Source organism: Methylobacterium sp. Leaf88, from assembly GCF_001422795.1.
GTDB lineage: Bacteria > Pseudomonadota > Alphaproteobacteria > Rhizobiales > Beijerinckiaceae > Methylobacterium.
In genome coordinates, this window is sequence record NZ_LMMK01000007.1 from 181,214 (window position 1) to 205,888 (window position 24,675).

Consider the following 24,675-nt stretch of genomic DNA (forward strand, 5'->3'; position numbering starts at 1 on the left):
CCATGACCGGCACGCTTCCGCTTCGCGACATCCTCCTCGCCCTGGCGGTGGTGGCGGTCTGGGGCACGAACTTCGTGGTGATCCGGATCGGGCTCGACCACCTGCCGCCGCTGCTGTTCGCCGCCCTGCGCTTCGTGCTCGCCGCCCTGCCGGGCGTGTTCCTGCTGCCTCGCCCGACAGTCCCCTGGCGCAACCTCGCCGCCTACGGCCTGCTGATCGGGGCCGGACAGTTCGGCCTGCTCTTCATCGCCCTGCGCGGCCACATCGCCCCCGGCCTCGCCTCCCTGGTGATCCAGATCCAGGTCTTCGTCACCATCGGCCTGTCGATGCGACTGACCGGGGAGCGGGTGTCCGGCCCGCAATGGGCGGCCCTCGGCCTCGCCGCGGCCGGGCTCGCCGTCATCGCCGCGCATACCGACGCCGCGACGACGCCCTTCGGCCTCGGGCTCGTGGTCTGCGCCGCCCTGAGCTGGGCGGGCGGAAACATGGCGGCCAAGCGCAGCGGGGCGCGGGCGATGCTGCCCTACGTCGTCTGGGCGAGCCTGTTCTCGGCGCCCCCGCTTCTCGCCGCCTCGGTCCTCCTCGAAGGCTGGGACGCCATCCGCAACGGCCTCCTGCGGGCCGACCTGACGACCTGGGCCGCGGTGGTGTGGCAGTCCGTCGGCAATACGATGTTCGGCTACGCGATCTGGGGCTGGCTGCTCGCGCGCCACCCCGCCGCCCAGATCACCCCGATGGCCCTGCTGGTGCCGGTCTTCGGCATGGGGGCCTCGGCCGTCTGGCTCGGGGAGCCGCTGCCGGCCTGGAAGCTCGCCGCCGCCGGCCTGGTCCTCGGCGGCCTCGCCCTCGGGCTGCTCTCTCCGCGCTGGCGGGCGCGCGCCGCGGTCGAGAGCGCCCCGCCCTGAGGCGTCAGGCGTCGTCGTTCCCGCCAAGCCGGGCCTCGGCCGCCGCCAGATCCTCCGGCGCGTTGATGTTGGCGAAGGGGTCCGCGGGCTCCGATGGCCAGGACACCGCCACCGCGCCGTGGCGCCTCAGGAAGCCGCCGACCCGGCGCTCGCCGCGGGCCACCAGGGCCTCGCGCAGGTCCGCCCGCAGGGCCACCGGCCAGAGCGCCACGGTGAAGTGCTCGCGCCCGCCCGACGCCGCCATGGCGATGACGCCCTCCCGCCCGGCCGCTTCGGCGAGGCGGACGACGAGGTCGCGGGGCAGGAACGGCGCGTCGCCGGAGACGCTGGCCACGTGGCGCGTGGTCGGATGATGGATGGCCGCGTGGTCCAGCCCCGCGAGGATGCCGGCGAGCGGCCCCGGATTGTCCGGCACGCCGTCGGGCACGATCGCGCCCGGGAAATCCGGGAAGCGGCCCGGATCGCCGTTGGCGTTGAGGATCACGCCGGCGGCGCACTGGGGGGCGAAGCGGGCGAGCACCCGGTCGAGCAGGGTGCGGCCGCCGAGGGTGCGCAGGGGCTTGTCGCCTCCGCCCATGCGGCGCGCCAGCCCGCCGGCGAGGATCACGCCCAGCACCGGCGCCATCGCGGCTACTCGATGACGATGCGGGGAGCCGCCCGCGGCGCGGGACCGCCGGTCAGGTTGCCCCAGAGCTTGGCGGCGATGCCGCGATAAATCTGCGCGTGCGGCCCGTCCGGGTCCACCGCCACCACGGGGCGGCCGGCATCGGAGGTCTCGCGGATCGTCATGTTCAGCGGCACCTCGCCGAGGAACGGCACCTCCAGCCGCTCGGCCTCGGCGCGGGCGCCGCCATGCCCGAAGATGTGCGAGGCCGTGCCGCAATGGGGGCAGATGAAGGTCGCCATGTTCTCGATGACGCCGAGGATCGGCACCGCGACCTTGCGGAACATCGTCACGCCGCGGCGCGCGTCGATGAGGGCGAGATCCTGCGGGGTCGAGACGATGACCGCCCCGGAGAGCGGCGTCGCCTGCGCCATGGTGAGCTGGGCGTCGCCGGTGCCGGGGGGCATGTCGACCACGAGCACGTCGAGTTCGCCCCAGGCGACCTCGCGCAGCATCTGGGTGATGGCCGACTGGACCATGGGCCCGCGCCAGATCATCGCCGTCTCGGGCTCGATCAGGAAGCCGATCGACATGACCTTGATGCCGAACCCTTCCATCGGGGCCAGCAGCCGCTCCTCGATGACGCGGGGCTTCCCCGACAGGCCGAACAGCTTGGGCACCGAGGGGCCGTAGATGTCGGCATCGAGCAGGCCGACCTTGAGGCCCTGGGCCGAGAGGGCGAGCGCAAGGTTGCAGGCCGTGGTGGACTTGCCGACGCCGCCCTTGCCGGAGGCGACGGCCACGATGTGGCGCACGCCCGGAAGGGCCGGGCCGGTCCGCGGCGGCGGCGGCGCGGCGGGACGGCCGGGGGCGGGCGGCTGTGGAGGGGCGGCTTGCGGGGCGTTCTGGGCCGGCTGGTTCGGGCCACGCTCGGAGGTCAGGCTGGCGAACACGCCCGAGACCCCCGGCGTCGCCAGGATCGCGCCCTCGGCCCGGCGCCGGATCGGCTCGAAGCGCTCGGCCTCGCTGGGGTCGATCAGGATGGAGAACATCACACGGTTGGTCGGATCCACCACCACCTGGGACAGGCGCCCGGAGGCGGGCAGGGTGGTGCCCGCGGCATCGACGGTCACCATCGAGAGCACCTTCAGCACGTCGTCACGGGTGATCGCCAAGGTTCGGGCTCCTGGCCGCGTCCGGCCGGAGAGCCGAGGCGCGGCGACAAACGGGGGATCGCGGACGCTGCGGCCTCGGCCGGCCCACCCGCGACGAACCCATGCGACAGCACAGGCGGTGCCGGAGTGCAAGCGCTTCCCTGATCTGCCGGGGGCGAGACCCCTGGTCGCGGCGGGGGCCGGAACATGCCGGGACGGGGCGCCGCGCCCGGGGTTTCCACGGAGGCGTTCAGGTTTCGCTAGGCATGAGTCGACGGGACGGCCGCGGTTTTGGGTCCGCGCGGCCCGCCGCAACGTTCGATGCAACACAAAGAGACCGCCCGGCGGCGGTCTCGCCCGTTGCAGGAACGCTCATTCGTGTACGCCTGGATCCGATACAGGTTTTCCGACCCCGCGCGGCCGTCGAGACGGCACCCGCGCGGCGACGTCGCTCAAGGCGACCTGACCATGAGCCCGTATCTCCTGCGGTTCTCCCGGCCCGTCTCGGCCCGCTACGAAATCGATACCGGCCGGGAACGGGCGCTCCATCTGCGCCGGACGATCCTCATCGGCCTCGTCTTCCACAACGCCTACAACCTCACCACCGCCCTGCTGATGCCGGGCATGCTGCCCCTGGCGATCGGCCTGCGGCTGTTCCTGGTCACGCCCCTCGGCCTGCTGCTCGCCTGGTCCGTCACCCGGATGCCGGGGCCGCGGCGCGAGCGCATGGTCACCGCCACGATGCTGCTGGTGACGGCGGTGCCGATCCTGCTATTCAGCCTGGAGCGGGAGGCGATGAGCGCCATCTGCTACATCGAGTACCCGCTCATGATGGTGTTCGCCACCATGATGCTGGTGCTGCGCTTCCCCCATGCGCTCCTGCTCACCGGCCTCAGCGCGGCGGCCTCGTTCGCGAGCATCGCCCTGCGCACGGATCTCGCCCCGGAGCTCGCCCTCTGCCTCGCGTTCCAGACCCTGGCGGGCGCCTTCTTCGTCCTCTACGGAAACCACCAGATCGAGGGCGTGCGCCGCCGGGCCTACCTCGTCTCCCTGCGCGAGATCCTGCGCTCGGCCGGCCTCGAGCAGGATCGCCGGGTCCTGACCGTGCTGTCGGAGACGGATGCCCTGACGGGCCTCGCCAACCGCCGCGCCCTCGATGCCGCCCTGGCCAGGACGGCCCGCCAGGCGCGGGGTACCGCCCTGCTGATGATCGACGTCGATCATTTCAAGCGCTTCAACGACGCCTACGGCCATCCGGCCGGCGATGCCTGCCTGCGCCGGATCGCGGAAGCCATCGCGGGGGAGACGCGCGGCGGACGCGACTGCGTCGCCCGCTACGGCGGTGAGGAGTTCTCCGTGCTCATGCGCGGATGCGACGCCCGGTCCGTCGCCCGGGTGGTCCGACGCCTGCGTGCCGGCATCGCCGGCCTGCAGATCCCGCACCTGGCCCGGGGCGACGGCCATCCCTTCGTCACCGTGAGCATCGGCGTCGCCGTGGTGCCAGCCGGACGGACGACCTCCCCGGCCGAACTCCTGGCCGAGGCGGATGCCGCCCTCTACGAGGCCAAGGGCCTGGGCCGGAACTGCCACGTGGTCCGGGTCATCGGCGACGCGGCCGTGATCCTCGATGACCGCCGCCTCGGCCGGCTCGGCGCGATGCGTCGCAAGCCCGCCCGGACGTCGCCCCCGGCCGCCCTCGCGCCGCCGGCGCCGGCCCGCCTCTCCGAAACCAATGCGGTCCTGGCTCGTTGAGCCCACGATCCGGTTGCCGATGATCGCGCCGGAAACCCTTTCGACGAGTTGGAGACTGCGATCCCATGCACCAGGGCAACCACCGCGACCACGAGGGCGCCAAGAAGCTGTTCGCCCTCATCAAGGACGTCAAGGTCGCGATGATGACCACCGCCGACCAGGACGGAAAGCTCTACAGCCGCCCGATGTGGTGCCAGGAGGCGGACGAGAACGGCGACCTGTGGTTCTTCACCAAGCTGCACTCCCCGAAGACCGCCGAGATCAGCAAGGACAACCAGATCAACCTCGCCTACTCGGATCCGTCGAGCCAGACCTACGTCTCGATCGCCGGCAAGGCCGAGATCGTCACCGACCAGGCGGTCATCAACGACAAGTGGAGCGAGAGCCTGAAGACCTGGTTCCCCAACGGGAAGGAGGATCCCGAGGTCGCCCTGCTGCGCGTCCATCCCGAGAAGGGCGAATACTGGGACAGCCCGAACGCCACGATGCTGCACATCTACGGCTACGTGAAGGCCGCGCTGACCGGCGAGTCGCCGAAGACCGAGACCAAGAAGGTCGACCTCGCCTGAATCGGACGCCCGTGTCGTGCCGGAGGGCGGCGTGCCGAAGGGCGCACCGCCCTCTTGGTTCGTAGGGTGCCGTCTGCGGACAGGCATCGCGCCGGAACGACCGCGTGGCCCGGCCTCATCCCGGGGGCGGGCAGGGGAGCCGCGCCGGGCCCACCGGCGACAGGCACGCGGGCTGCGTCCCTGCCGATTGCCGGGAAATCCGGCACGCGGGCTGCGGCGCGAAAGACAAGCGTCCCGTGGGACGCTTGCGCGCCTCGGTTCGAGGGGTCGCCCCGCTCGCCGGCGACGCCCTCAATTCGCCCGCGCGACCTCGACGAGATTGTCCGAGAAGGACGGTGCGTGGCCCATGTCGGTGAAGGCCCCCGACGAGATGCTGTTGACGGTCCCCTCGTTGAGTTGGCGCCAGTAGCCCAGCGTCGCGACCACGATGCCGGCCTTCACGTCGTCGGTGATGCGCGCCACGCCCTTGAAGGCGCCGCGATCGTTGGCGACCTGGACCCGGTCGCCGTCCCGGATGCCGCGGGCATCGGCGTCATGCTGGCTGATCATGACGAACTGCTCGCCCTGGCCCTTCTGCTTGTCCTCCATGTTCGCGTAGCAGGAGTTCAGGAAGTAGTGGCTCTTGGGCGAGACGATGTTGAGCGGGAAGCGCTTGGCCAGCTCCGGATCGTTGGTGTGGGACTCGCGCGGGCCCAGGTAGTCGGGCAGCGGGTCGAGGGCCTCGCCGGGCTGGAAGCCCTCGTACATCTGACGGAACGGCGGGGCGACGAAGTTCGTGGCACCCTCGACCATCAACATGCACTTGCCGGTCGGCGTCGGGAAGTTGCCCTCCTTATGCGGCGCCCGGTCGTCCGGCGTACCGACCTTGAGTCGGGCGAAGCCGTGTGCGCGCATGTACTGGAGGTCGATGCCCTCGCAGGCCGGGGCGTTCCAGTCGACGTAGTGCTCCAGGCACTCCGTGTCGGTCCACTTGAAGTTCTCTTCCTCGAAGCCGAGCCGCGCGGCGAGCTGACGGAAGATCTCGTTGTTCGGGATCGCCTCGCCGGGCGCGTCCGCACACTTGGTGTTATAGGTCAGGTAGAGGTGGCCCCAGGACAGGATCATGTCCTCCATCTCCGCCCCCATCGTGGCCGGGAGCAGGATGTCGGCGTAGGAGGCGGTATCCGAGATGAAGTGCTCGGCGGAGACCATGAACAGGTCCTCGCGCATCAGCCCTTCGACGATCTTGTCGGTCTCGGGCGCCTGCGTGACCGGGTTCGAATTCCAGCACATCATCGACATGATCGGCGGGTCGAGCTTCATCTCGCCGGTGAGCGCGCGTCCGATCTGCAGGTTGCTGACGACGCGGGTCCCCTCCGGGATCAGGTCGGGCCGGCACATCACGTCGAACTTGTAGGGGTGCTCCCAGACGCCGAACTGCGTGACGCCGCCGCCGACGTGGCGCCAGGCGCCCGTGAGCGCCGGAATGCAGGTGACGGCACGGATCGTCTGGCCACCGCCGTAGTGGCGCTCCAGCGCCACGCCCATGCGGATGCCCACGGGCTGCTCGGTCGCCATCTCGCGGGCGAGCTTACGGATCTCCGCGGCCGGGACGCCGGTGATTGCGGCGGCCCATTCCGGCGTGCGGGTGCTGGCCCGCTCCTTCAGCTCCTCGAAGCCGACGGTGTGGTTGTCGACGTAGTCCTGGTCGACGAGGCCCTGCTCGATGATGGAATTGATCAGCGCCATGGCCAGCGCCCCGTCCGTGCCGGGCTTCGGCGCGATGTGCCAGTCGGCCGCCTTCGCCGTGCGCGAGGCGTAGGTGTCGATGACGACGACCTTGGCTCCCTTCTTTTGGGCGTCCTTGACGATAGCCCAGTGGTGCAGGTTCGTGCTGACCGAGTTGCAGGCCCAGATCACGATGTACTTGGAGTGGATGTAGCTGTCCGGGTCGAGGCCGGCGGTCGGGCCGACGGTGAGCAGCCACGCCGTGCAGGACCCCTCGCCGCAGAAGGTCCGCTCCATCACCGTGGCGCCCATCCGGTTGAAGAAGGCGTCGCCGCCGTTCAGCCCGTGCACGAGGCCCTGGTTGCCGAGATAGCTGTAGGGCGCGATGGCCTGCGGCCCGTGCTGATCGATGATCGCCTTCCAGCGCGTCACGATGGTGTCGAGGGCCTCGTCCCAGGTGATGCGCTCGAACTGCTTGGAGCCCTTCGGCCCGACCCGCTTCATCGGATAGAGTAGCCGGTCCGGGTGGTAGTGGCGCTTCTCGTAGTCCTTCAGCTTCACGCAGAGACCGCCGCGGGTCATCGGGTGATCCGGGTTGCCCCGAACCCCGATGAGTTCGCCGTCCTTCACCTCGAACAGCATCGAGCAGGTGTCGGGGCAATCGTGCGGGCAGCCGCCGAAGAAGGTTTCGGTCAGGCTCTCGGCCTCGGCGACGATCAGGGAGTCGGGCTTGACGATCTCGTTCATGTGTCCTCCACGGCCGAGCGTCCCGTCTTATTGTTCCTGACAAGCCGGCCCGATGCCCGGGCAGGATGCACTCAAGTGCGAACAATGCCAAATTCCGTTTCGGCCAAGAATCCCGTTTCGGTGAAGACGAGATCGCGCTCGGACCGAGATTCGCGTCCGCGCCGCGCTGCGAGGCGGCGAGGCCGGGTCGTGGGCAGTCGTTGAGAACATGCCCTCAGCGTGGGGCACCGGTGACGTGGATGCCGCCGCGGCACCCGCCATCGCCCGAACCGGCCGGGTCGCCGCCTCGCCCACAGCCGCACCCCCAACCGCTTCGTGTCACCGATTGACTCGGCCCGCGGTGCCGTGCGCCTCTGCGGCCGCGCGGACGCCCGGGGGCGCCGCCTGAGGGGCCGTGATCCGAACCATGCTCGATCTTGCCACGCGGGTGTACAACCACAGCTTCAAGATCGACCCGATCGTCCGGTCCCTGCTCGACACGGACTTCTACAAGCTCCTGATGGCGCAGACGATCTTCCGCCGCCATCGCGACGCCCGCGTCACCTTCGGCATCCAGAACCGCTCGCGGCAGGTGCGGCTGGCCGCGTTCGTCGATGCCGGCGAGCTGCGCGAGCAGCTCGACCATGCCCGCTCGGTGCGCCTGAGCCGGGGCGAATCCACCTGGCTGCGCGGCAACACCTTCTACGGCCAGCGCCAGATGTTCTCGGCCGACTTCATGGACTGGCTGGAGGGCTTCCGCCTGCCGGACTACGAGCTGGAGGCGCGGGACGGGCAGTACGTCCTGACCTTCCACGGCCCCTGGCTCGAGACCACCATGTGGGAGGTGCCGGCCCTCGCCATCCTCAACGAGCTGCGAACGCGCGGCGTCGTGCGCCACCTCGGCAAGCTCGACCTGCAGGTGCTCTATGCCCGGGCCATGACCCGGGTCTGGGAGAAGATCGAGCGGCTGCAGCGCCTGCCCGGCCTGTCCATCGCGGATTTCGGGACCCGGCGCCGCCACGGCTTCCTGTGGCAGGACTGGTGCGTCGAGGCGATGCACGAGGCCCTGGGCGACCGCTTCCTCGGCACCTCGAACTGCCTCATCGCCCTGCGCCGCGAGGTCGAGGCGGTCGGCACCAACGCCCACGAGTTGCCGATGGTCTACGCGGCGCTGGCCGACGACGATGCGGGCCTCGCCCGCGCGCCCTACGCGGTACTGGCCGACTGGCAGCAGGACTACGCCGGCAACCTCCTGGTGATGCTGCCCGACACCTACGGCACAACGGGCTTCCTGGCGAATGCCCCCGACTGGATGAACGCCTGGACGGGCATCCGCATCGACTCGAAGGAGCCGATCGCGGGCGGCGAGGAGGCCATCGCCTGGTGGCGCTCCCGGGGCTCCGACCCGCGCGAAAAGCTCGCGATCTTCTCCGACGGGCTCGACATCGACACCATCGAGGCGATCCACGCCCATTTCCACGGCCGGATGCGGATCGGCTACGGCTGGGGCACGCTGCTCACCAACGACTTCCGCGGCCTGGTGCCGGACGGCCGCCTCGACCCGATCTCCATCGTCTGCAAGGTGATCGCCGCCGACGGCCGGCCCACCGTGAAGATCTCCGACAATCCGTCGAAGGCGATCGGCCCGGCCGAGGAGATCAAGCGCTACACCCGCGTCTTCGGCGCCGCGGGGCAGGCCGCGATGCCGGTCCTGGTCTGAGCGCGCTCACTCCGGCGTCTGGACGATGACACCGTACCAGCCGAGGCCCGCATAGGTCTCGTAGCCCGGCGTGCGGTGGAAGGCGACGATCCGGCCAGTCCGGGGATCCTGGTCGGCGCCGCTCAGCCGCCCGCCGGCGGCCAGGGGCAGGGTTTCCTCCAGGACGCCGCACCCGTCTGAGGCGGCGATCACCCGGTTGCGCGCGTCGACGAGGAGCACGCGGGTTCGGGCCCGGTCCTCCTGCGCCACCCGCACGCCGTCGACGATGGCCCGGGCCTGGGCTTGCCAGTCGAAGTGGATCGCCAGGACGCCGATCGGCCCGGCCCGGCTGTCGCCGTCCGCGCGGACGCTCGCGCAGTAGGTCGCCACCTGCGCCCCGCCGAGACCGGGCTGCCCCATGACGTCGGCGGCGACGTAGGCCTCCCCGTCGGGGAGGGCGGCGGCGCGCCGGAACCAGTCCTGGTCGGCGACGTTGCGGCCGATGAGGCCGGGATAGCGGTTGGGGCGTCCGTGGGCGATCACGTTGCCCTTCAGGTTGCAGAGCCAGAGGTCCAGGTAGACCGTGTAGGCGTCGAGGATGATGCCCAGCCGCCGGGTCGCGTGGGTGGCGGCTTCCGGGCTTGGTTCCGCCGCGCAGGCGACCAGGGCCGCGTCGGTGGCCCACCAGCGCACGTCGCAAGTGCGCTCGTAGAGGTTGCGGTCGATGAGTTCGACGGCGTTGAGCGCGAGGTCGATCAGCCGTTGGGTCTGGGACTCGTCGGCGAAGCTCCGGACCCGGACCTGGAGCCCGGCGATGCGGTTCGAGAGCTCGACCTCGAGGGCGCGGGCGACGGTCTCGACCTCGGCGCCGATCGCACGCACCTCCTGCGCCACCACCGAGAAGCCGCGGCCCATCTCGCCGGCCCGGGAGGCCTCGATCAGGGCGTTGAGGGCGAGCATCTTCACCTGGCCGGTGATCGACTGGATGCGCCGGCTCTTGTCGAAGGCGATGCGCTGGAGCGCCGCGATCTCGGTGGCAATGCCCCGCAGGTTGGTGGCATCGGCCACGCCGGGTCCCGTGCCAGCATCACTCGCCGTGTCGTGCACACCTGCCTCCAGCCATCGTCGGACGGGCCCCGTCCCCTCGCTGTCGAACACCGTACGCAACCAAGCTTAGAGTTCCATTAAAACCAATCGCTGCGCCTGCACATCCGAAAATAGACTCCGAAATTATCTTATGTTCGCGCAGGCGTCCTAATACAGACATAGAATTCGCGCAGTCCAAGCACGTCTCCATGCGGCGTCGAACACGATCGGCCCATCCTCTCCGGGCGCGATCAGGTCGAACCGCCCTCGGCGCAAGACACGCCCGAGAATCGACGAAGCGCTCGTCCTCCCGCTGGCACCCGAACGTTCAGGATGACGGCGTCCAGGCGGACGGATACGCGGCAACCCCGGGCGGACGGCCCGAAGACCGGTGCGGCGCCGCCGCTCAGCTATGCATCGGAGGCAGGCTCAACCCGCCTCGATCACGGTTTCGCGACGAGATGAACCCTTGGGAGGGATCGATTCGCGCGCGCGGGTCGTTCTCACCGCGTCGGTGCCGGCCACGTCGGCGGCCCGCGCGTCGCGTCTCGAACACGGAATCGGAATGGCCCTGCGATCCCCCCCGAAGCCGTCCCTCGTCCCCCCGCGACCCACGCGCATCGCGGCCGCCGGCACGCCGACCCAGGCCGTGACGTCGCCGATCATCGTCGCCGCCCTGATCATGGTGGGACTGTATGTCGGCCGCGACGTCCTCATCCCGATCGCCATCGCGATCCTGCTCTCCTTCGTCCTCGGCCCCCTGGTGAACCTGCTGCGGCGCTGGCATTTCGGCCGCTTCCTCTCGGTGGCGGCCTCGGTCCTCCTGGCGCTGGGCACCGCCGCCGCCCTGGCGACGCTGATCGGCGTGCAGCTCGCCGACATCGCCAAGGACGTGCCGCGCTACCGCAGCACGATCGAGCGCAAGATCGAGGGCCTCAACGACACGCCCGCCGGGCGCCTGGCCGGCTACGTCGCCAGCATCGGCCGGACGATGCACGAGAGCCACGAGGAACCGAAGCCCGAAACCAAGCCGGAATCCCAGGCCAATCCGGCCCCGCCCGAGAAGGCGATCCTGGTGGAGGTCAAGGAGCGCGTGCCGGGACCGGTGACCATGGCGGGCACGCTGATCTCGCCCATCCTGCACCCCCTCGCCACCATCGGCATCGTCTTCGTGGTGCTGCTCTTCCTGCTGATGCAGCGGGAGGACCTGCGCGACCGGATGATCCGGCTCGCCGGCTCCAGCGACCTCCACCGCACCACCGTGGCGATGGACGACGCCGCCAAGCGCCTCAGCCGCTACTTCCTGGTCCAGCTCGGCCTCAACGCCTCTTTCGGCCTCGTGGTCGGGATCGGGCTGTACCTCCTCGGCGTGCCGAATCCCGTCCTGTGGGGCATCTTCTCGGCGCTGATGCGCTTCGTGCCCTATGTGGGCGCCTTCGTGTCGGCCCTGTTCCCCCTGGCGCTGGCCGCCGCGGTCGATCCCGGCTGGTCGATGGTGATCGGGACGCTGATCCTGTTCCTCATCCTCGAACCCCTGGTCGGGCACTTCATCGAGCCGATGCTCTACGGCCAGTCCACTGGCATGTCGCCCTTCGCGGTCCTGGTCTCGGCGCTGTTCTGGACCTGGCTCTGGGGACCCGTCGGCCTGCTCCTGTCCACGCCGCTGACGGTCTGCCTGGTGGTGCTCGGGCGCCACGTGGACAAGCTCGAATTCCTCGATGTCCTGTTCGGCGACCGGCCGGCCCTGACTCCGGTGGAGAACTTCTACCAGCGCATCCTGGCCGACGATCCGGAGGAGGCGCAGGAGCATGCCGACCTCATCCTGAAGACCTGCTCGCTCACCGCCTATTACGACGAGGTGGTGGTGAGGGGCCTCGAGCTCGCCGCCCGGGACGCCGCCCGCGGCGTGCTCACCACCGAGCAGAAGAACGACATCCGGGCCAGTGTCGGCGGACTGATCGAGGAGATGGCCGACCGCGACGACCTGCGCGGCGACACCGAGGCGAAGGCCGACCCCGACGCCCCGCGCCCGGACCCGGTGCCGGAAGCCTGGCGGCCCGACGGCACGGTGCTGTGCGTCGCCGGGCGCAGCTTCGTCGACGAGGCCGCCTGCGCGATCCTGGCCCAGCTCCTCGCCAAGCGCGGGATCGGCACCCGGGTGGTGCCGTTCGCCGACGTGGCACGGGCGCGGATCGACGCCTTCGATCCCGGCCCGGCGAAGCTCGTCTGCATCGTGTCGATGGCGATCAGCGGCGAGCCCACGCACCTGCGCCGGCTGGCCGACCGCCTGCACCGCAAGCTCCCGGGCGCCTGCTTCGTCCTCGGCTTGTGGCAGGCGGACGATGCCAGCCTCGACGAGGCGACCCGGCGCCGGGCGGTGGAGGCCGACATCCATGTGTCGTCCCTGAAGGCCGCCGTGGAGGCCGTCGTGGCCGCCGCGCACGGGACCCGTCGTCCGGCCGACGAACCGCCCGCGATCGAGACAAAATTCGCCCCGGTCCAACCGATGCCGGTCTGACGGCACGGTTTTGGGCTTGACCGCCGCCCCCTCCCTCCGCTTCGCTCCCCGACCATCCCGATGGAACTCTGCCGGATGGGGCTTTGTCCGGCGGGCACCGACCGGAAGAGGGGTATGCCGATGAGCGTCGTCGATCTCGCGCGGTTCATGGACGATCTCGCCGCGGCCTCGGGACAGGCGATCCTGCCCTTCTTCCGCGCCGCCTTCGGCATGGACGACAAGGCGCGGGGCGGGGCGGCCTTCGATCCGGTGACGGAGGCGGACCGGGCCGCCGAGGTGGCCATGCGGGGCATGATCCGGCGCGACCTGCCGACCCACGGCATCCTCGGCGAAGAGTTCGGGTCCGAAAACCTCGAGGCCGAATGCGTCTGGGTCCTGGACCCCATCGACGGCACCCGCGCCTTCGTCGCCGGCCTGCCCACCTGGGGCACCCTGATCGGCCTGACCCATCACGGGGCGGCGGTGCGCGGCCTGATGCACCAGCCCTATCTCGGCGAACTGTTCTCGGGCGACGGCGCCCAGGCCCGCCTGCGGTCGCCCCGCGGCGAACGCAGGCTGCTGACCCGCCGCGGCACCGCCCTCGACCAGGCGGTCCTCGCCACCACAGACCCGCGCCTGTTCGCGGACGGGGCGGAGCGGGAGCGCTTCCTCGCCCTGGAGGGCGCAGTGCGCCTCTCCCGCTACGGCACCGACTGCTACGCCTACTGCATGCTGGCGGCCGGGCAGATCGACCTGGTGGTGGAGGCCGGGCTCAAACCCTACGACATCGTCGCGCTGATCCCGATCATCGAGGGCGCCGGCGGCATCGTGACGACCTGGGACGGCGGACCGGCGACGGGGGGCGGGCGCATTGTCGCCGCCGGGGACCGGCGCCTGCACGAGGCGGCCCTGCGCCACCTCAATCCGTGAGGCGCACGGCTTTCTGACGCTCCTCGGGGCTCACCCGCCCGGCGGTCCAGCTCTGGCCCTTGGTCCTCCCTCGGGAAACCTACAAAGAACAGTCAGCGGCAACCCGATGGAGTCGCTCCGGACGACCGCCGTCGGATCGGGAGCGGACCTTCTTCCAAAATGGGCGGATCCCTACGCGGGGAGAAGGCCGGTCGCGCGATAGTGGTCGATGAGGGTGTCGAAGAGCGAGAGATCTGCTCGACCTCTCGCCATGAGTTGGGCGCCCGCAACGGCCGCGTAGATGGCGCCCGCCCGCCCGTCGCTGTCGACCGCCTCCACCACCCCTGCTGCAGTCAAAGCCTTGCTCAACCAAGCGACGTTCACCTCGGCAAAGGCCCTCACCTCGTGCTTCACGACGTCCGGCAGATCGTCGTATTCGGCCGTCATGAAGCTCGACAGGCACATGCGGTTGTCGTTCTGCAAGGACGTGCGAAAAATCTCGGGATATCTGTGCAGACTGGCGAGCGGGTCAGACGCTTCGTTCGAGATGGCGTCGAGATCGGCGGCGATGTCTTCCCAATATCGCTTCGCAACCGCCACACCGAGTTCGGCCTTGCCCGGGAAATGGTAGTAGACACTCGCTGCCTTTATGCCGACCTCGGCCGCAAGATCGCGGAAGTTCAAGCCAGCGTAGCCATGCGCCATCGCCGTCCGCTTCGCTGCCGCGAGGATCGCCTCCTTGTTGTCTGCCTTCATTGCGCCGCCTCGCGTTCCTTTAGTACCTGCCAGTTGGCAGATAGGTGTTGACCGATCGAAAGGACAGCCCTAGCTCTCCGCCTGCCTACTGACAGACAGGGAGATTTGAATGACCACCGAGACCGCGTCCCGCCTTCAGCTTTTCACCTCGCCCTCGGCATTCCCGAATCCGCAACGTCTGCGCATCTTCCTGCACGAGAAAGGCATCGCGGATCACTTCGCCGAACGGGTCTACGACATGTCACCGGGCGGCGAGCAACGGCAGTGGCCGCACCTGAAGATGAACCCCTGGGGCGAAACGCCGACCCTCAAGCTGAAGGATGGGAGCGTCCTCTCGGAGACGGCCGCGATCGTTCGATATCTCGATCAGGCGTTCCCCGGTCGGCGCATCATGGGTGAAGACCCCTTGCAGCAAGGGCTCGACACGATGTGGGACAACCGCATCTGGGTGCACATCCTCTACCGGATCGTCACCGCGTTCCACGTTCTGCATCAGGGCCTGGGGCCGAAGCTCGAACTCACCAGCAACCCGGCCTGGGGCGAACACTGCCGCAAGGAAGCCCTGGCGCATGCGAGCCTGGTGAACCAGCATCTGTCGGACGGTCGCGAATGGCTTCTCGGCGGCGCGGCACCCACCTTCTCGGACATCACCATGGCGACCGCCATTGCCTTCTCGAAGTTCCCGGTCAACGCCACGCCGCTGGATGAGCGCTTCGAGCACATCGACGCATTCTGGAAGCGCTGGCAGCAGCGCCCGGCCTTCAAAGCGGCCTATGCGGACCGTCAGAGCGGCGTCGCGGAGTTGGACGACCGCACCTGATCCTGAAGCGCACACCCCTCCTTGCTCCCGAGTCCTGCGCCGCTTCCCGCTCCTGAACTTCACGCCTCCTGCCGCACGCGCGTGTCGGTCGGTTCCGTCGCGTCGGAGCCGGGCATGAAGGCGTCGAAGGCCGCCCAGAAGTCCTGCCGGATGCTGTCGCGCTCCGACAGGATCTCGTGCCGGGCATCGGGCAGCACCAGGATGTGCCCGGCGCGCAGGCGGCGGGCGAACCGCTCGGTGGTGGAGGTGCCGCAGACGGGGTCGGCGCCTGCCGCAACGATGAGGGTCGGCACCGAGATCCGGCCCGGCACGCGCGGGTCGGCGAGGCGCTTCATCGCCCGGAAGGCGCTCGCGAGCCAGGCAATGCTCGGATCGCCCACGGCACCGGCCCCGACATCCCGGGCGGCCGCCGCGTTGCGGGCGTAGCGCTTCGGATCGCGGCACAGGCGATTGTCCGGATAGGGCTTCGTCGCGATCGAAACCGCCGAGCCGAAGGGGATGTAGCGCCGGCCCCACCCGATCGCGTGCAGGGTGCCGGCCAGGAGGGCCGCCCCGGCCGGCCATCGCACCATCCGGATCGACAGCATCGGCGCCACCATGACGACGCGCCGGAACGGCAACCAGCCGTCATGGGCACCGGTCAGGGCGACGGCCCCGCCCATCGAGTGCGCGAGGCAGAGATGCGGATGCGGCATCAGGGGATGCAGGATCGCATCCGTGATCGCCTTCAGGTCGAGGCGGTAATCGTCGAAATGGGCGACGTGGCCCCGATGCGGATCGTCGACCTGCCGCTGCGACTCGCCCTGTCCGCGCCAGTCGAAGGCCACGACGGCGAAGCCCCGCCCGCGCAGGTCCGCGATCGTCTCGTAGTACTTCTCGATGAACTCGGCCCGGCCCTGGAGGAGGCAGACGGTGCCCTTCACCAGGCGGGTGGTCGGACGCCAATGGGCGGCCCGCAGCTCGAGTCCGTCATCGGTGCGCACCGCCTTCAGGGCACCGCCCGGTGGAACGGGATTGTCCGGGGTGGAACGCAGGGTCAGCATCGACGCAGTCTCGCGGCAAGAAAGGAACCGAATTTTTTGGCCGAGGCGCCGGCTGAGGCTCTTGCGAGGCTGAAACCCGGCTCCGATATCAGGTGAGCACCGGCCAATACGGCGGTGCGACTGGTCCGGCCCTCGGGCGGACCCAGAACCAGCATGTTGCTTCTTACGGAGAATATGTGATGCGTCAGTTCGACCTTGCTCCCCTTTATCGCTCCACCGTCGGTTTCGACCGCCTGTTCTCGGCCCTCGACCAGTTCGTGAGCGCCGACGCGGCCCCGACCTATCCGCCCTACAACATCGAGCGCACCGGCGAGAACGCCTACCGGATCACGGTGGCGGTGGCCGGCTTCACGGAGTCCGATCTCGCGATCGAGGTGAAGGAGAATGCGCTGACGCTGAAGGGCGAGCGTCAGTCCGATCCCGCCAAGCCGGCGGAATTCCTGCACCAGGGCATCGCGGCCCGCGCCTTCGAGCGTCGGTTCCAGTTGGCGGACTACGTCCAGGTGACGGGGGCCGCCCTCGAGAACGGCCTTCTTCACATCGATCTCGTCCGCGAGATTCCGGAGGCGAAGAAGCCGCGTCAGATCCAGATCGCCACCGGCCGCACCCCGCGCGCCCCGGTGATCGAGGGCTCGACGCAGCACGCCGCCTGATCGGCCCAGACGGACGTTCGGAGCGCCCCGGTCCCATGGCCGGGGCGCTTTCCCATGGGGCGACGCGATCGCGTCAGAAACCGCCGTCGAACCAGTCGCTGCGGCTCGGCTCCTTGCAGCGGTAGCCGATGAAGCAGCGCGGCGTATCCTGTGCCGGCACGAAGGCCGGGACCGTGATCTCGGTGACCTCGCAGAAGCTGCGATCGCGCACGAAGCGGTCATAGGTCTGCCCGCCGGTTCCGAGCACGAGGCCGCCCCGCCGGTCCACCAGCCCCTTGGCCTGACCGCAGGACATGGCAACCGTTGAGGCCCGCTGCGCGAGCGCCGGGACGCTGCAGAGGGCAAGAACGAGGGCGGCGAGGGCGACGCGGTTCGGCATGGCGGGCCAACGCGCAGCCCGCCCGGTCGATCCCGCGAGAGAGACGCGGAACGCCCCACGCCTAGGCTCCTCGACCGCCGAGTGCGATCACAGGTCGCCGAAGATCAGCTGTCCTTGCGGGCTCGGACGCCGCGCAGGCGGCGTTCCCTTCGCCCGCTTGGCCGCGGGCTTGCCCACGGACCGGCGGGCGGCCGGTCGCTCGGCCGGCGGATCGGCGCGCAGGCGGGCCTTCGCCCTGTCGCGGGCGACCGCCTCCGGGGCGTGGGGATCGTCGTCCAGCCACTTGCCGCGCTTGATCACTTCGTTGACCCGGCCCTGGTTCACGCCGACCTTGAAGGCGATCTCCTGCTGGGTCATGCCGGTGGAGGCGTGGAGGTCGAGGATCGCGCGGGCGAGTTCCGGGGTCATCTTCTGGCCAGTCAGGCGCCGGGCCGGCTTGATCGTCCGCGTCGCCCGGTCCCGCTCACGCAGGCGCTCCAGCAGGGCGAGGGCCATGTGCATGCCGTGCTCGCGCAGGGACTCCTCGAATTCCTTCAACGTCGCCATGGTCGGCATCCTCATCGCCGCAGGGTTCCGTGAGGTCGGAACCGCGACTGTTCCATCAACGCGACCGAAACGCCAGGGTTGCTCCGGACAGGCCGTCAGGGTTGGGCCGGTTCGGGCGGTGTGACAACAGGCAAGCGCCGTCATCCACCGCTATCCGTCGGGACCGATCCGGGCCGGGACGGGCAGGGGGATCGACGGCGGGCCGCCACGCCCGTGGTCAGGCGCGTGCGCTTCGGCTAAACCGCCGGTCCCGCCGCGGTTTTCGAGGATCCCCGCCCGATGATCAGCCCGATCGTATCCGTCTCACGCGCGGGGCCGCCCCCCGGCACGCCGTCTCTGGTGGATGCCCTCGAGGGCGGCGCGGTCCTGATGTTCCCCGACCTCGATTTTCCCCTCAGCCCCTTCGAGGAGCGCTTCGTCGAGCGCCCCTTCGCCGACGGCAAGGCCAAGAACGTCAACATCCGCGGGCCGCAAGCCACCCTGCGGGGCGCGGCCGGCACGCCGGAGGAGCAGGAGGCCCTGCGCCAGGTCCTCATCCGCTACCGCGCCTTCGCCGAGGCTTTGGTCGCCGCGCACCTGCCGGCCTATGCCGGCAAGGTCTCCTTCGCGGGCACCTCCTATCGCCCCTTCGAGGTGGACCAGCGCAAGCTGAGCTGGCGGCGCGACGACACCCGCCTGCACGTGGACGCCTTCCCGTCGAACCCGATCGGCGAGAAGCGCATCCTGCGCATCTTCCGGAACATCAACCCCAACGGACAGCCGCGCCACTGGCGGGTCGGCGAGGACTTTCCGTCCATGGCGCGGAAATTCCTGCCGCGCCTGCCCGGCTACTCGCCGCTCTCGGCCCGGATGCTGGCGCTCCTCAAGATCACCAAGGCTCGGCGCAGCGAGTACGACCACCTCATGCTGCACCTGCACGACGCCCTGAAGCAGGACATGACCTACCAGGAGACGGCGCCCCAGGCCGATGTCCACTTCTCCCCCGGCCAGACCTGGGTGACCTTCTCGGACCTTGTGATGCACGGCGCCATGGGCGGCCAGTACATGCTGGAGCAGACCGCCTACCTCGCGGTGGCCGACCAGGCCCGCCCCGAGCGCAGCCCGCAGCGCCTGCTCGCCCAGGCCCTCGGCCGCCCCCTTCGCTGATCCCCCCTCGAACCTTACGGCCGGAGAGATTCATGATCCTCGAAATCGCGCAGATCGACATCAAGCCAGGCCTGGAGGGCGAGTTCGAGGCCGGCATCGCCAAGGCGGCGGCGATCTTCAAATCCGCCAAGGGCTGCCGCAGCTTCGCCGTCCGGCGTTCCATCGAGAAGCCGCAGCGCTACCGCCTGCTCATCGAATGGGAGACTCTCGAGAACCACACCGTGGACTTCACCGGCTCGCAGGCCTGGAAGGACTACCGGGCCATAGTCTCGCCCTGCTTCGAGGCGCCGCCCAGCGTCGAGCACACCGAACTGGCGCTCCAGGCCTTCTGAGGCCGCGTCACGAGCCGGAGCCCCGCACCAGCATCTTGATGCGGTCGTCAAGCCGGCCGATCCGCGCGCGGATGCCGCGCGCGGCACAACCCGACAGGGTCTCGCCGGCGAAGAAGCCGAACTGCTCGGCGCGCTCGCGACAGGCCAGGACCGGCGGCAGCCCGATCACCAGAGCGAAGGGCGCGGTGAGCAGGAGGAGGTTGAGGAGGAGGGACGGCGCCCAGCCCAGGGTGAAGGACCGGACCTCCGCGTCCGCTTCGCCTTCGAACTCCCCGAACCGGCGCACCGTCCGGGGCGTGCGCAGGCCGTCGCGGATGATCGCCTCACGGATCCGGGCGTGCGCGGGCGTGGCCGCGTCGGCCGCAGGGTCGTCCCGCACCGGCGCGGCGAGCGTCTCCAGAGGCATGGTCCGAGCTCCGAGCTTCACCGCGGCCTCCCGCCACGATCGCGATGGTCCGTCCCGATCACGCCGCGCTACCGCAGGCCGTTCGCGACCGTTCGAAGGTCGCTGTCGAGATGGAGAACCCGGCCGGCCAGGTCGCGGCGGGCGCAGGCAGTGCTGCGCAGGATGTCGGGGACCCAGGATCCCCGGACGCCCCCCTGGCAATCCATCAGCAGGCTCGCGGCCAGCAGGATCGTCATGGGTCCGAGCATCAGCGTGACCTTGAGCAGACGGACGATGCCGAACCCGCCGCGCCGCCGCCGGGGCCTGGCCGGCGCCCGATCCCGACCGGACGAACGCCGAAGCGGGCGGTCGTCCGGCTCGTCGTCGCGCGGACCGAACTCCTGCTCGTAATAGGCTTCAAGCTTGCTGCGCTTCATCGGTGAGCGTCCGCCGACCTGGCTCGTGACATCCTCGTCGCACGAGATACACGCCGAGAGCGATAAGCTTGGCCTAAGATCGCGGGGCGCGGGAGGCGCGACCTGTACGCGTGGTTTCGGAATACTTAGCGGCCGGCGGCGGATCGAACGCGGTCCCGGTGACATCCGCGCGCGGACTGCGTACCTAGGTTTCAGCAGACCGGACCGGCCCGATCCCCCGGGTTCCGGCCCCCCACCACCGAGCGATCCTCGCCCATGATCCAACGTCCCCTCCGCATCGGAACGCGCGGAAGTCCGATGGCCCTGGCCCAGACCGGAATGGTCCGGGACAAGATCGTCGCGGCCAATCCGGGCCTCGAGACCGAGATCGTGGTGGTCAACACCGTCGCGGATCGCATCCTCGACCGCCCGCTCTCCGAGATTGGCGGCAAGGGGTTGTTCACCAAGGAACTCGAGCAGGCGCTTTATGCCGACGTGGTCGACGTTGCCGTCCACTCGATGAAGGACGTGGAGACCTGGCTGCCCGACGGGCTCGTCATCGCCTGCATCCTGGAGCGAGATGACCCCCGCGACGCCTTCCTGTCGCCGCGCGCGTCCGGCTTCGCCGAGCTTCCGTCGGGGGCCCGGGTCGGCACCTCGTCCCTGCGCCGCGCGGCGCAGGTGTTGATGCGCCGTCCGGACCTGCGGATCGTACCCCTGCGCGGGAACGCCAACACGCGCATGCGCAAGCTGGAGGAGGGGACTTGCGACGCCACGCTCCTGGCGCTCTGCGGCCTGGAGCGCCTCGGCATGGCCGACATGGCCCGGAGCGTGCTCGATTTCGGCGAGATGCTCCCGGCCGTTGCGCAGGGCGCCCTCGGCATCGAGTGCCGCGCGGCTGACGCCGCCGTGCGCGCCCTCCTGGCCCCCCTGGTCTCGGCCACCGCCACCGCCGAGCTCGAGGCCGAACGCGGACTGCTGGCCGAGCTCGACGGCTCCTGCCGGACGCCGATCGCCGCCCTGGCACGGATCAGCGGCGACACGCTTAACCTCGACGGCCTGCTGTTCCTGCCCGACGGCAGCGCCCACTGGGCCGTCCAGCGCTCCGGCGCCGTGTCGGACGCCGCCCGCATCGGGCGCGAAGCTGGCGCCGAATTGAAGCGCGCGGCGGGCGACACCTACACACGGCACCTCCAGTAGGCGCTCACGTCAGGCTTCGCTCGATGGCCTCCTCGTCGCAGATCACGCTGGCCGCGCGGCGATACTCGATTCCGAGGGGCTGAGTCAGGATCGGGGCCTTCGCCCGTGTGGTGAAGGCGTCGAGGAACACCCGCATCACGTGGGCGACCGCTGTGGGCGTAACCGAACGCAGATCGTCCTCGTAGTAGCGCACGGCATTGGCGGTACTCGTGACGATCTCGTAGGCGGGAAAGTAGACGGCGCGCGGCTCGGCCGCGACGATCTCCTCGGCCGCGGCTCGCAGAGCAGCTTTGCTGTAGGTGTTGGAGACCAGAACGTGCCGGTCCGCGTAGGTCGCGATCAGGGGCACCGGCGAGACCGTGAGGATGACCCGGGCGGCTGGATTGACCGCGAACAGCCGCTCGAGGAAGGTCAGCATGTCGTCGCGGACGTCACCCACCCGCGCATTCACGAAGGCGTAGGCATCCGGGTCGAAGCTGCCGCCGATGACCCCGGGGGCCACCGGGAGCATCGCGCCATCCGCGCGATGCATCCAGCCCTCCGTCAGTCCCAAGGTGAAGACGAAGACGTCGAGGCTTTCGAACATCGCCCGGACCGCCGTGAGATGCCGCCGGCGATCGGCATCCACCTCGGCCGCGTCAGCGAAGCCCGCCGGCTCGATCCCGGGGCGGAACGGATCGACCAGGCGACCGTCCGGACGCGTCCAGATCGAGAGGGCAGGGGCGTAGGTGCCGTAAGCCCGGTCGAAGAGCTGCAGAAGCTGGCGGGCGGTGTAGAGGTTGCCGTAGCGGGCCGAGTAGATCCCGTATTGACGGTCGGCGGCGGTTTCGGGCGCCATGCCGTCGGGCGCGGCCTCGGCGAGATAATGCCCGAACCCTGCCCGGGTCAGGGCGCGGGCGACATGCTGGGCGAAACACGAACCAGCGGTCGCCACCCGGGACTCGGGGGCGATGGTAAAGCGGCCGCTCGGGGCGGGTGCCAGGGCGAAGGGCGCCACGCCTGCCACGGCCTTGCGCCAAAATCGCTCGGCCGGTAGATCGGCGTAAGGGTTCATCACCACGGCGGCATCTCCATCCGATCGCTCAGGCCATTGCCGCGCACGTCCACCAAGACACTGGTCCCGGACTCTGTCGCGGCCTTGGCTGCCTCCCTCGCACGCCCGGGTTCATCGTGGCGATCCTGGGCGGGAGCATGGCGCAAGCCCCGCATCGACTCGCTTGACCCGGTTCGGGACGGATCGCGGATAGCGGTCTTAGGCAACTGCCAGGCCGAGGGCGTCGCCCAATCTCTGAGACTGCTGCTTCCGAGCGCGCAGGTCCACCTCGTACCCTTCGACGGCCTCGGACGACGGTATGGCAGCCTCGAGCGCCTGAAGGCCGATCTCGCCCCCTTCGACCACGTCTTCACACAGTTCTTCCCCGAAGGGTTCGTCGAGGGCGGCAACGTCCATGCCCTCGGCGACGGCGATCCGCGCCTCCGCCTGTACCCGACCATCCTGTTCCCGGGCTATCAGCCCGACATGGTCCTCGTGGGTGATGTCGGTGCGCTCTCCGCCTCGCGCCTCATCGCCTCGCCGACAGGTCCTTATCACTCCGCTATCGTCCTGTGCGCCTATCTGGAAGGGCTGGGACTGGAGGACACCGTGAAGCTGTTCCGCGAGTCGGTCTACACACGACTCGGCTTCTACGAAGCTTGGAACGTCGCCGCAGCGGAGCTTCTCGGCAGCGCACGCGACATCATGTTTCCGCTGGAGGCGGAGCTCGCCCGATGGTCCCGACGCGGCTGCTTCATGCACGTCCTGAACCATCCCAAATTGTTCGTGCTGGCTGATATTGCCCGGCGGCTCGCCACTGAAGCGGGCCTTGAACCGCTTCCGGCCCAGGTCGAGGACTATCTCCCGGATGATCTGGGCGCCGACGTGGTCTGGCCCCTCTACCCTGACCTCGCCGTGCACTATGGCCTAACCGGCACGATGCTGTTCAAGGACCGGGCCCGCCGGGGCGACCCGAAGCTCTACGACTTACGGGCCTTCATTGCGGCGAGCTTCGCGATCTATCGGCGCCATGCGCCGGAGGCTCTCGGATGCATCCGGGTCGCGGGCTGGCGGGCGAACCCCGCCGTGCGGGCATTGTTCAGGGCCTGACTGCGCCCCGACATCAGCCTGTCGCCGGCAGACTCAGCGGCTCCCATCCGGCGGCGGGTTCAGGCTTTAGCGAGCCGGCGAAAACAAGCACATCCCGGGTCCGGAAGGGCTTGCCAGGAAGACGCTGTCTGGCACGGCATGGCGATCTTTGCAGACGCGGGTCGACGAACAGACGACCAGTCCATCGGGATCGAGCGCGCGAAAAGCCTGCACAACGGACCAGCCGTCGATGAGGCCTGGAAGGTTGATGGCGGTGAACAGGAGTACGAAGTATTGCCCACTCCGTTCTCTGTCGCGCTGGCCTGCCGGAGGACGGCCACAGCCGCCTCGCCGCCGGAAACCGAGACCACGGCAATGCCGTTCCGCTGGCACAGGGCGGTCGGCATTTCAGGAAGCCGGTGATTGTCCCCGACGACGAGGACCTGACGCCGGTGCATGGATCGCACCAACTCTTTGCACAGTGGGCTTTGTCCGGTAGAGGTTAACCACCGATCAACAGAGGCGGTGGTTGGGCCAAGTCCCGCCCTCGACCTAGTCTGGACGACCTCATGCCGGACCATTCGACCCGCGAGGCCGAGACGTCCGCAGCCCCTGATGCGCCCGCCCCGCGGGTAGGGCCGATCTACGAGCCCCGCACACTCAAGGAGTTGGAAGACATCTTCGGCCGGGCCCGCCTAATGGATCTTCTCGACCGTTTGAGAACCGAGATCGGCCGACGGCTTCAGGCGCCGGCCTCGGAACGCATCGTCCTCGGGCAGGATGCCCACATCCTGCTTTCCGCGAGTGGGTCCCTTGGCTTCTTCGATCTCTCCCAGCGCTGTTCGGAGATGGAGCGGGCTTGCCTGGATGGAACCGATCTTGCGGCGCCCTTGGCAGCCGTCCGGCGATCCGCTGAAGCCGCGGTGACGGCGATCCGTGCGATCCGAAACCAATCCTAAAGCCCGCGGGGCTTCGTATGTTGCCATGCCGCCACGGATTGGACGCGCGTACAAACATCGACTTCAGCGTCGCGCCGATGCCGCAATCGGGGCCGATCTCCGGGGTTCGTCTCACCTCGCCCACAATGGAGCGATCCGGAGCGGGCGTGCATGGAGACTGGGTTTCACGAGACTTTGGCCGATTTCGGCAAGATCCGTTTAAGGTTGACGGAACCTTCGCTTAACCGAGACCGCATAAGAACCGCCGCTGTGTCCCCGAGGGGGTCACATGAGGCGACGTCGTCAGCCTGATCATCAGGGATCCGGCGGC

At 69.5% G+C, this 24,675-nt stretch carries 25 protein-coding genes; 14 read left to right on the top strand and 11 right to left on the bottom strand.

Translation table 11 applies throughout. The features are described 5' to 3' along the window. Nucleotides 1-2: 2 nt before the first annotated feature. On the top strand, nt 3-905 hold the full coding sequence (locus tag ASF20_RS05145; RefSeq protein WP_056271628.1) for an EamA family transporter: 903 nt from the start codon (nt 3-5) through the stop codon (nt 903-905). A 4-nt stretch (nt 906-909) separates the two neighbouring features. Here ASF20_RS05145 and mobA read toward each other — a convergent pair whose 3' ends face one another. Both mobA and ASF20_RS05155 read right to left on the bottom strand, forming a co-directional pair. Further along, nucleotides 910-1,530, bottom strand: coding sequence for a molybdenum cofactor guanylyltransferase MobA (mobA, locus tag ASF20_RS05150; RefSeq protein ID WP_056221026.1), 621 nt, complete (start codon nt 1,528-1,530; stop codon nt 910-912). 5 nt (nt 1,531-1,535) lie between these two features. Continuing rightward, entirely contained in the window at nt 1,536-2,684 is a 1,149-nt protein-coding gene (locus ASF20_RS05155; protein ID WP_056271630.1) for an Mrp/NBP35 family ATP-binding protein, read from the bottom strand. A 447-nt stretch (nt 2,685-3,131) separates the two neighbouring features. Between ASF20_RS05155 and ASF20_RS05160 the strand changes: the two genes are divergently transcribed. Together ASF20_RS05160 and ASF20_RS05165 are read left to right on the top strand one after the other, a co-directional pair. Beyond that, nucleotides 3,132-4,415 carry a GGDEF domain-containing protein gene (locus ASF20_RS05160; protein WP_056271634.1) on the top strand — a complete coding sequence of 428 codons (1,284 nt, stop codon included), beginning with the start codon at nt 3,132-3,134 and terminating at the stop codon, nt 4,413-4,415. Nucleotides 4,416-4,480: 65 nt separating this feature from the next. Continuing rightward, nucleotides 4,481-4,984, top strand: a complete 504-nt coding sequence (locus tag ASF20_RS05165; RefSeq protein ID WP_056221034.1) for a pyridoxamine 5'-phosphate oxidase family protein — start codon at nt 4,481-4,483, stop codon at nt 4,982-4,984. A gap of 291 nt (nt 4,985-5,275) precedes the next feature. Here the strand turns inward: ASF20_RS05165 and ASF20_RS05170 are convergent, their stop codons facing one another. Next, nucleotides 5,276-7,438, bottom strand: coding sequence for a molybdopterin oxidoreductase family protein (locus tag ASF20_RS05170; protein WP_056271638.1), 2,163 nt, complete (start codon nt 7,436-7,438; stop codon nt 5,276-5,278). A gap of 406 nt (nt 7,439-7,844) precedes the next feature. On the opposite strand from ASF20_RS05170, the gene ASF20_RS05175 reads away from it, so the two are divergent. Beyond that, the gene (locus tag ASF20_RS05175) at nt 7,845-9,137 is read left to right on the top strand and encodes a nicotinate phosphoribosyltransferase (RefSeq protein ID WP_056271641.1); all 1,293 of its coding nucleotides are present in this window, start codon (nt 7,845-7,847) and stop codon (nt 9,135-9,137) included. A gap of 6 nt (nt 9,138-9,143) precedes the next feature. Here the strand turns inward: ASF20_RS05175 and ASF20_RS05180 are convergent, their stop codons facing one another. Then, nucleotides 9,144-10,184, bottom strand: coding sequence for a methyl-accepting chemotaxis protein (locus tag ASF20_RS05180; protein ID WP_082501179.1), 1,041 nt, complete (start codon nt 10,182-10,184; stop codon nt 9,144-9,146). A gap of 583 nt (nt 10,185-10,767) precedes the next feature. Between ASF20_RS05180 and ASF20_RS05185 the strand changes: the two genes are divergently transcribed. Both ASF20_RS05185 and hisN read left to right on the top strand, forming a co-directional pair. Next, the gene (locus ASF20_RS05185; protein ID WP_082501188.1) at nt 10,768-12,720 is read left to right on the top strand and encodes an AI-2E family transporter; all 1,953 of its coding nucleotides are present in this window, start codon (nt 10,768-10,770) and stop codon (nt 12,718-12,720) included. A 120-nt stretch (nt 12,721-12,840) separates the two neighbouring features. After that, a complete protein-coding gene (gene hisN / locus ASF20_RS05190) occupies nt 12,841-13,629 on the top strand; it encodes a histidinol-phosphatase (protein ID WP_056271812.1) in 789 nt (262 codons plus the stop codon). 171 nt (nt 13,630-13,800) lie between these two features. On the opposite strand, the gene ASF20_RS05195 is transcribed toward hisN, so the two are convergent. Then, nucleotides 13,801-14,364: a TetR/AcrR family transcriptional regulator gene (locus tag ASF20_RS05195; protein ID WP_056271646.1), complete on the bottom strand. Its 564-nt coding sequence runs from the start codon at nt 14,362-14,364 to the stop codon at nt 13,801-13,803. 109 nt (nt 14,365-14,473) lie between these two features. Here ASF20_RS05195 and ASF20_RS05200 point away from each other — a divergent pair, with 109 nt between their 5' ends. After that, nucleotides 14,474-15,184, top strand: a complete 711-nt coding sequence (locus ASF20_RS05200) for a glutathione S-transferase N-terminal domain-containing protein (RefSeq protein WP_056271649.1) — start codon at nt 14,474-14,476, stop codon at nt 15,182-15,184. Between the two features lie 59 nt (nt 15,185-15,243). Here ASF20_RS05200 and ASF20_RS05205 read toward each other — a convergent pair whose 3' ends face one another. Further along, nucleotides 15,244-16,227 carry an alpha/beta hydrolase gene (locus ASF20_RS05205; RefSeq protein WP_056271652.1) on the bottom strand — a complete coding sequence of 328 codons (984 nt, stop codon included), beginning with the start codon at nt 16,225-16,227 and terminating at the stop codon, nt 15,244-15,246. Nucleotides 16,228-16,406: 179 nt separating this feature from the next. Between ASF20_RS05205 and ASF20_RS05210 the strand changes: the two genes are divergently transcribed. Continuing rightward, the gene (locus ASF20_RS05210; protein WP_056271655.1) at nt 16,407-16,880 is read left to right on the top strand and encodes an Hsp20 family protein; all 474 of its coding nucleotides are present in this window, start codon (nt 16,407-16,409) and stop codon (nt 16,878-16,880) included. A 73-nt stretch (nt 16,881-16,953) separates the two neighbouring features. On the opposite strand, the gene ASF20_RS05215 is transcribed toward ASF20_RS05210, so the two are convergent. After that, on the bottom strand, nt 16,954-17,259 hold the full coding sequence (locus ASF20_RS05215) for a hypothetical protein (RefSeq protein ID WP_056271659.1): 306 nt from the start codon (nt 17,257-17,259) through the stop codon (nt 16,954-16,956). An 87-nt stretch (nt 17,260-17,346) separates the two neighbouring features. Beyond that, nucleotides 17,347-17,805, bottom strand: a complete 459-nt coding sequence (locus ASF20_RS05220; protein ID WP_056271663.1) for a hypothetical protein — start codon at nt 17,803-17,805, stop codon at nt 17,347-17,349. A 279-nt stretch (nt 17,806-18,084) separates the two neighbouring features. On the opposite strand from ASF20_RS05220, the gene ASF20_RS05225 reads away from it, so the two are divergent. Both ASF20_RS05225 and ASF20_RS05230 read left to right on the top strand, forming a co-directional pair. After that, on the top strand, nt 18,085-18,951 hold the full coding sequence (locus ASF20_RS05225) for a Kdo hydroxylase family protein (protein ID WP_056221061.1): 867 nt from the start codon (nt 18,085-18,087) through the stop codon (nt 18,949-18,951). A gap of 32 nt (nt 18,952-18,983) precedes the next feature. After that, entirely contained in the window at nt 18,984-19,283 is a 300-nt protein-coding gene (locus ASF20_RS05230; RefSeq protein ID WP_056271665.1) for an antibiotic biosynthesis monooxygenase family protein, read from the top strand. Nucleotides 19,284-19,290: 7 nt separating this feature from the next. Here the strand turns inward: ASF20_RS05230 and ASF20_RS05235 are convergent, their stop codons facing one another. Both ASF20_RS05235 and ASF20_RS05240 read right to left on the bottom strand, forming a co-directional pair. After that, nucleotides 19,291-19,689: a hypothetical protein gene (locus ASF20_RS05235; RefSeq protein ID WP_056271669.1), complete on the bottom strand. Its 399-nt coding sequence runs from the start codon at nt 19,687-19,689 to the stop codon at nt 19,291-19,293. 68 nt (nt 19,690-19,757) lie between these two features. Beyond that, nucleotides 19,758-20,105 carry a hypothetical protein gene (locus tag ASF20_RS05240; RefSeq protein WP_056271672.1) on the bottom strand — a complete coding sequence of 116 codons (348 nt, stop codon included), beginning with the start codon at nt 20,103-20,105 and terminating at the stop codon, nt 19,758-19,760. A gap of 255 nt (nt 20,106-20,360) precedes the next feature. Between ASF20_RS05240 and hemC the strand changes: the two genes are divergently transcribed. Then, complete coding sequence (gene hemC, locus ASF20_RS05245; RefSeq protein ID WP_056271675.1) at nt 20,361-21,284, top strand: hydroxymethylbilane synthase; 924 nt, start codon at nt 20,361-20,363, stop codon at nt 21,282-21,284. Nucleotides 21,285-21,288: 4 nt separating this feature from the next. Here hemC and ASF20_RS05250 read toward each other — a convergent pair whose 3' ends face one another. Continuing rightward, the gene (locus tag ASF20_RS05250) at nt 21,289-22,338 is read right to left on the bottom strand and encodes a GSCFA domain-containing protein (RefSeq protein WP_056271677.1); all 1,050 of its coding nucleotides are present in this window, start codon (nt 22,336-22,338) and stop codon (nt 21,289-21,291) included. An 84-nt stretch (nt 22,339-22,422) separates the two neighbouring features. Here ASF20_RS05250 and ASF20_RS05255 point away from each other — a divergent pair, with 84 nt between their 5' ends. The 3 genes from ASF20_RS05255 to ASF20_RS05260 all read left to right on the top strand — a co-directional run bounded on the left by ASF20_RS05255 (nt 22,423) and on the right by ASF20_RS05260 (nt 24,365). Further along, nucleotides 22,423-23,427 carry a WcbI family polysaccharide biosynthesis putative acetyltransferase gene (locus ASF20_RS05255; protein WP_244476329.1) on the top strand — a complete coding sequence of 335 codons (1,005 nt, stop codon included), beginning with the start codon at nt 22,423-22,425 and terminating at the stop codon, nt 23,425-23,427. A 138-nt stretch (nt 23,428-23,565) separates the two neighbouring features. After that, nucleotides 23,566-23,829 carry a hypothetical protein gene (locus ASF20_RS23865; RefSeq protein ID WP_156389570.1) on the top strand — a complete coding sequence of 88 codons (264 nt, stop codon included), beginning with the start codon at nt 23,566-23,568 and terminating at the stop codon, nt 23,827-23,829. Nucleotides 23,830-23,975: 146 nt separating this feature from the next. Further along, nucleotides 23,976-24,365, top strand: coding sequence for an Hpt domain-containing protein (locus tag ASF20_RS05260; protein WP_082501180.1), 390 nt, complete (start codon nt 23,976-23,978; stop codon nt 24,363-24,365). Nucleotides 24,366-24,675 lie beyond the last annotated feature (310 nt).

Excerpts from the sequence above, each read along its gene's own strand:
- ASF20_RS05260 (WP_082501180.1), top strand. The coding sequence starts at position 23,976 with ATGCCGGACCATTCGACCCGCGAGGCCGAGACGTCCGCAGCCCCTGAT.
- hisN (WP_056271812.1), top strand. The coding sequence starts at position 12,841 with ATGAGCGTCGTCGATCTCGCGCGGTTCATGGACGATCTCGCCGCGGCC.
- ASF20_RS05215 (WP_056271659.1), bottom strand. The coding sequence starts at position 17,259 with ATGCCGAACCGCGTCGCCCTCGCCGCCCTCGTTCTTGCCCTCTGCAGC.
- ASF20_RS05185 (WP_082501188.1), top strand. The coding sequence starts at position 10,768 with ATGGCCCTGCGATCCCCCCCGAAGCCGTCCCTCGTCCCCCCGCGACCC.
- ASF20_RS05160 (WP_056271634.1), top strand. The coding sequence starts at position 3,132 with ATGAGCCCGTATCTCCTGCGGTTCTCCCGGCCCGTCTCGGCCCGCTAC.
- ASF20_RS05175 (WP_056271641.1), top strand. The coding sequence starts at position 7,845 with ATGCTCGATCTTGCCACGCGGGTGTACAACCACAGCTTCAAGATCGAC.
- ASF20_RS05170 (WP_056271638.1), bottom strand. The coding sequence starts at position 7,438 with ATGAACGAGATCGTCAAGCCCGACTCCCTGATCGTCGCCGAGGCCGAG.
- ASF20_RS05165 (WP_056221034.1), top strand. The coding sequence starts at position 4,481 with ATGCACCAGGGCAACCACCGCGACCACGAGGGCGCCAAGAAGCTGTTC.
- ASF20_RS23865 (WP_156389570.1), top strand. The coding sequence starts at position 23,566 with ATGGCGATCTTTGCAGACGCGGGTCGACGAACAGACGACCAGTCCATC.
- ASF20_RS05250 (WP_056271677.1), bottom strand. The coding sequence starts at position 22,338 with ATGAACCCTTACGCCGATCTACCGGCCGAGCGATTTTGGCGCAAGGCC.
- ASF20_RS05235 (WP_056271669.1), bottom strand. The coding sequence starts at position 19,689 with ATGCCTCTGGAGACGCTCGCCGCGCCGGTGCGGGACGACCCTGCGGCC.
- mobA (WP_056221026.1), bottom strand. The coding sequence starts at position 1,530 with ATGGCGCCGGTGCTGGGCGTGATCCTCGCCGGCGGGCTGGCGCGCCGC.
- ASF20_RS05220 (WP_056271663.1), bottom strand. The coding sequence starts at position 17,805 with ATGGCGACGTTGAAGGAATTCGAGGAGTCCCTGCGCGAGCACGGCATG.
- ASF20_RS05210 (WP_056271655.1), top strand. The coding sequence starts at position 16,407 with ATGCGTCAGTTCGACCTTGCTCCCCTTTATCGCTCCACCGTCGGTTTC.
- hemC (WP_056271675.1), top strand. The coding sequence starts at position 20,361 with ATGATCCAACGTCCCCTCCGCATCGGAACGCGCGGAAGTCCGATGGCC.
- ASF20_RS05240 (WP_056271672.1), bottom strand. The coding sequence starts at position 20,105 with ATGAAGCGCAGCAAGCTTGAAGCCTATTACGAGCAGGAGTTCGGTCCG.
- ASF20_RS05145 (WP_056271628.1), top strand. The coding sequence starts at position 3 with ATGACCGGCACGCTTCCGCTTCGCGACATCCTCCTCGCCCTGGCGGTG.
- ASF20_RS05230 (WP_056271665.1), top strand. The coding sequence starts at position 18,984 with ATGATCCTCGAAATCGCGCAGATCGACATCAAGCCAGGCCTGGAGGGC.
- ASF20_RS05200 (WP_056271649.1), top strand. The coding sequence starts at position 14,474 with ATGACCACCGAGACCGCGTCCCGCCTTCAGCTTTTCACCTCGCCCTCG.
- ASF20_RS05205 (WP_056271652.1), bottom strand. The coding sequence starts at position 16,227 with ATGCTGACCCTGCGTTCCACCCCGGACAATCCCGTTCCACCGGGCGGT.
- ASF20_RS05195 (WP_056271646.1), bottom strand. The coding sequence starts at position 14,364 with ATGAAGGCAGACAACAAGGAGGCGATCCTCGCGGCAGCGAAGCGGACG.
- ASF20_RS05225 (WP_056221061.1), top strand. The coding sequence starts at position 18,085 with ATGATCAGCCCGATCGTATCCGTCTCACGCGCGGGGCCGCCCCCCGGC.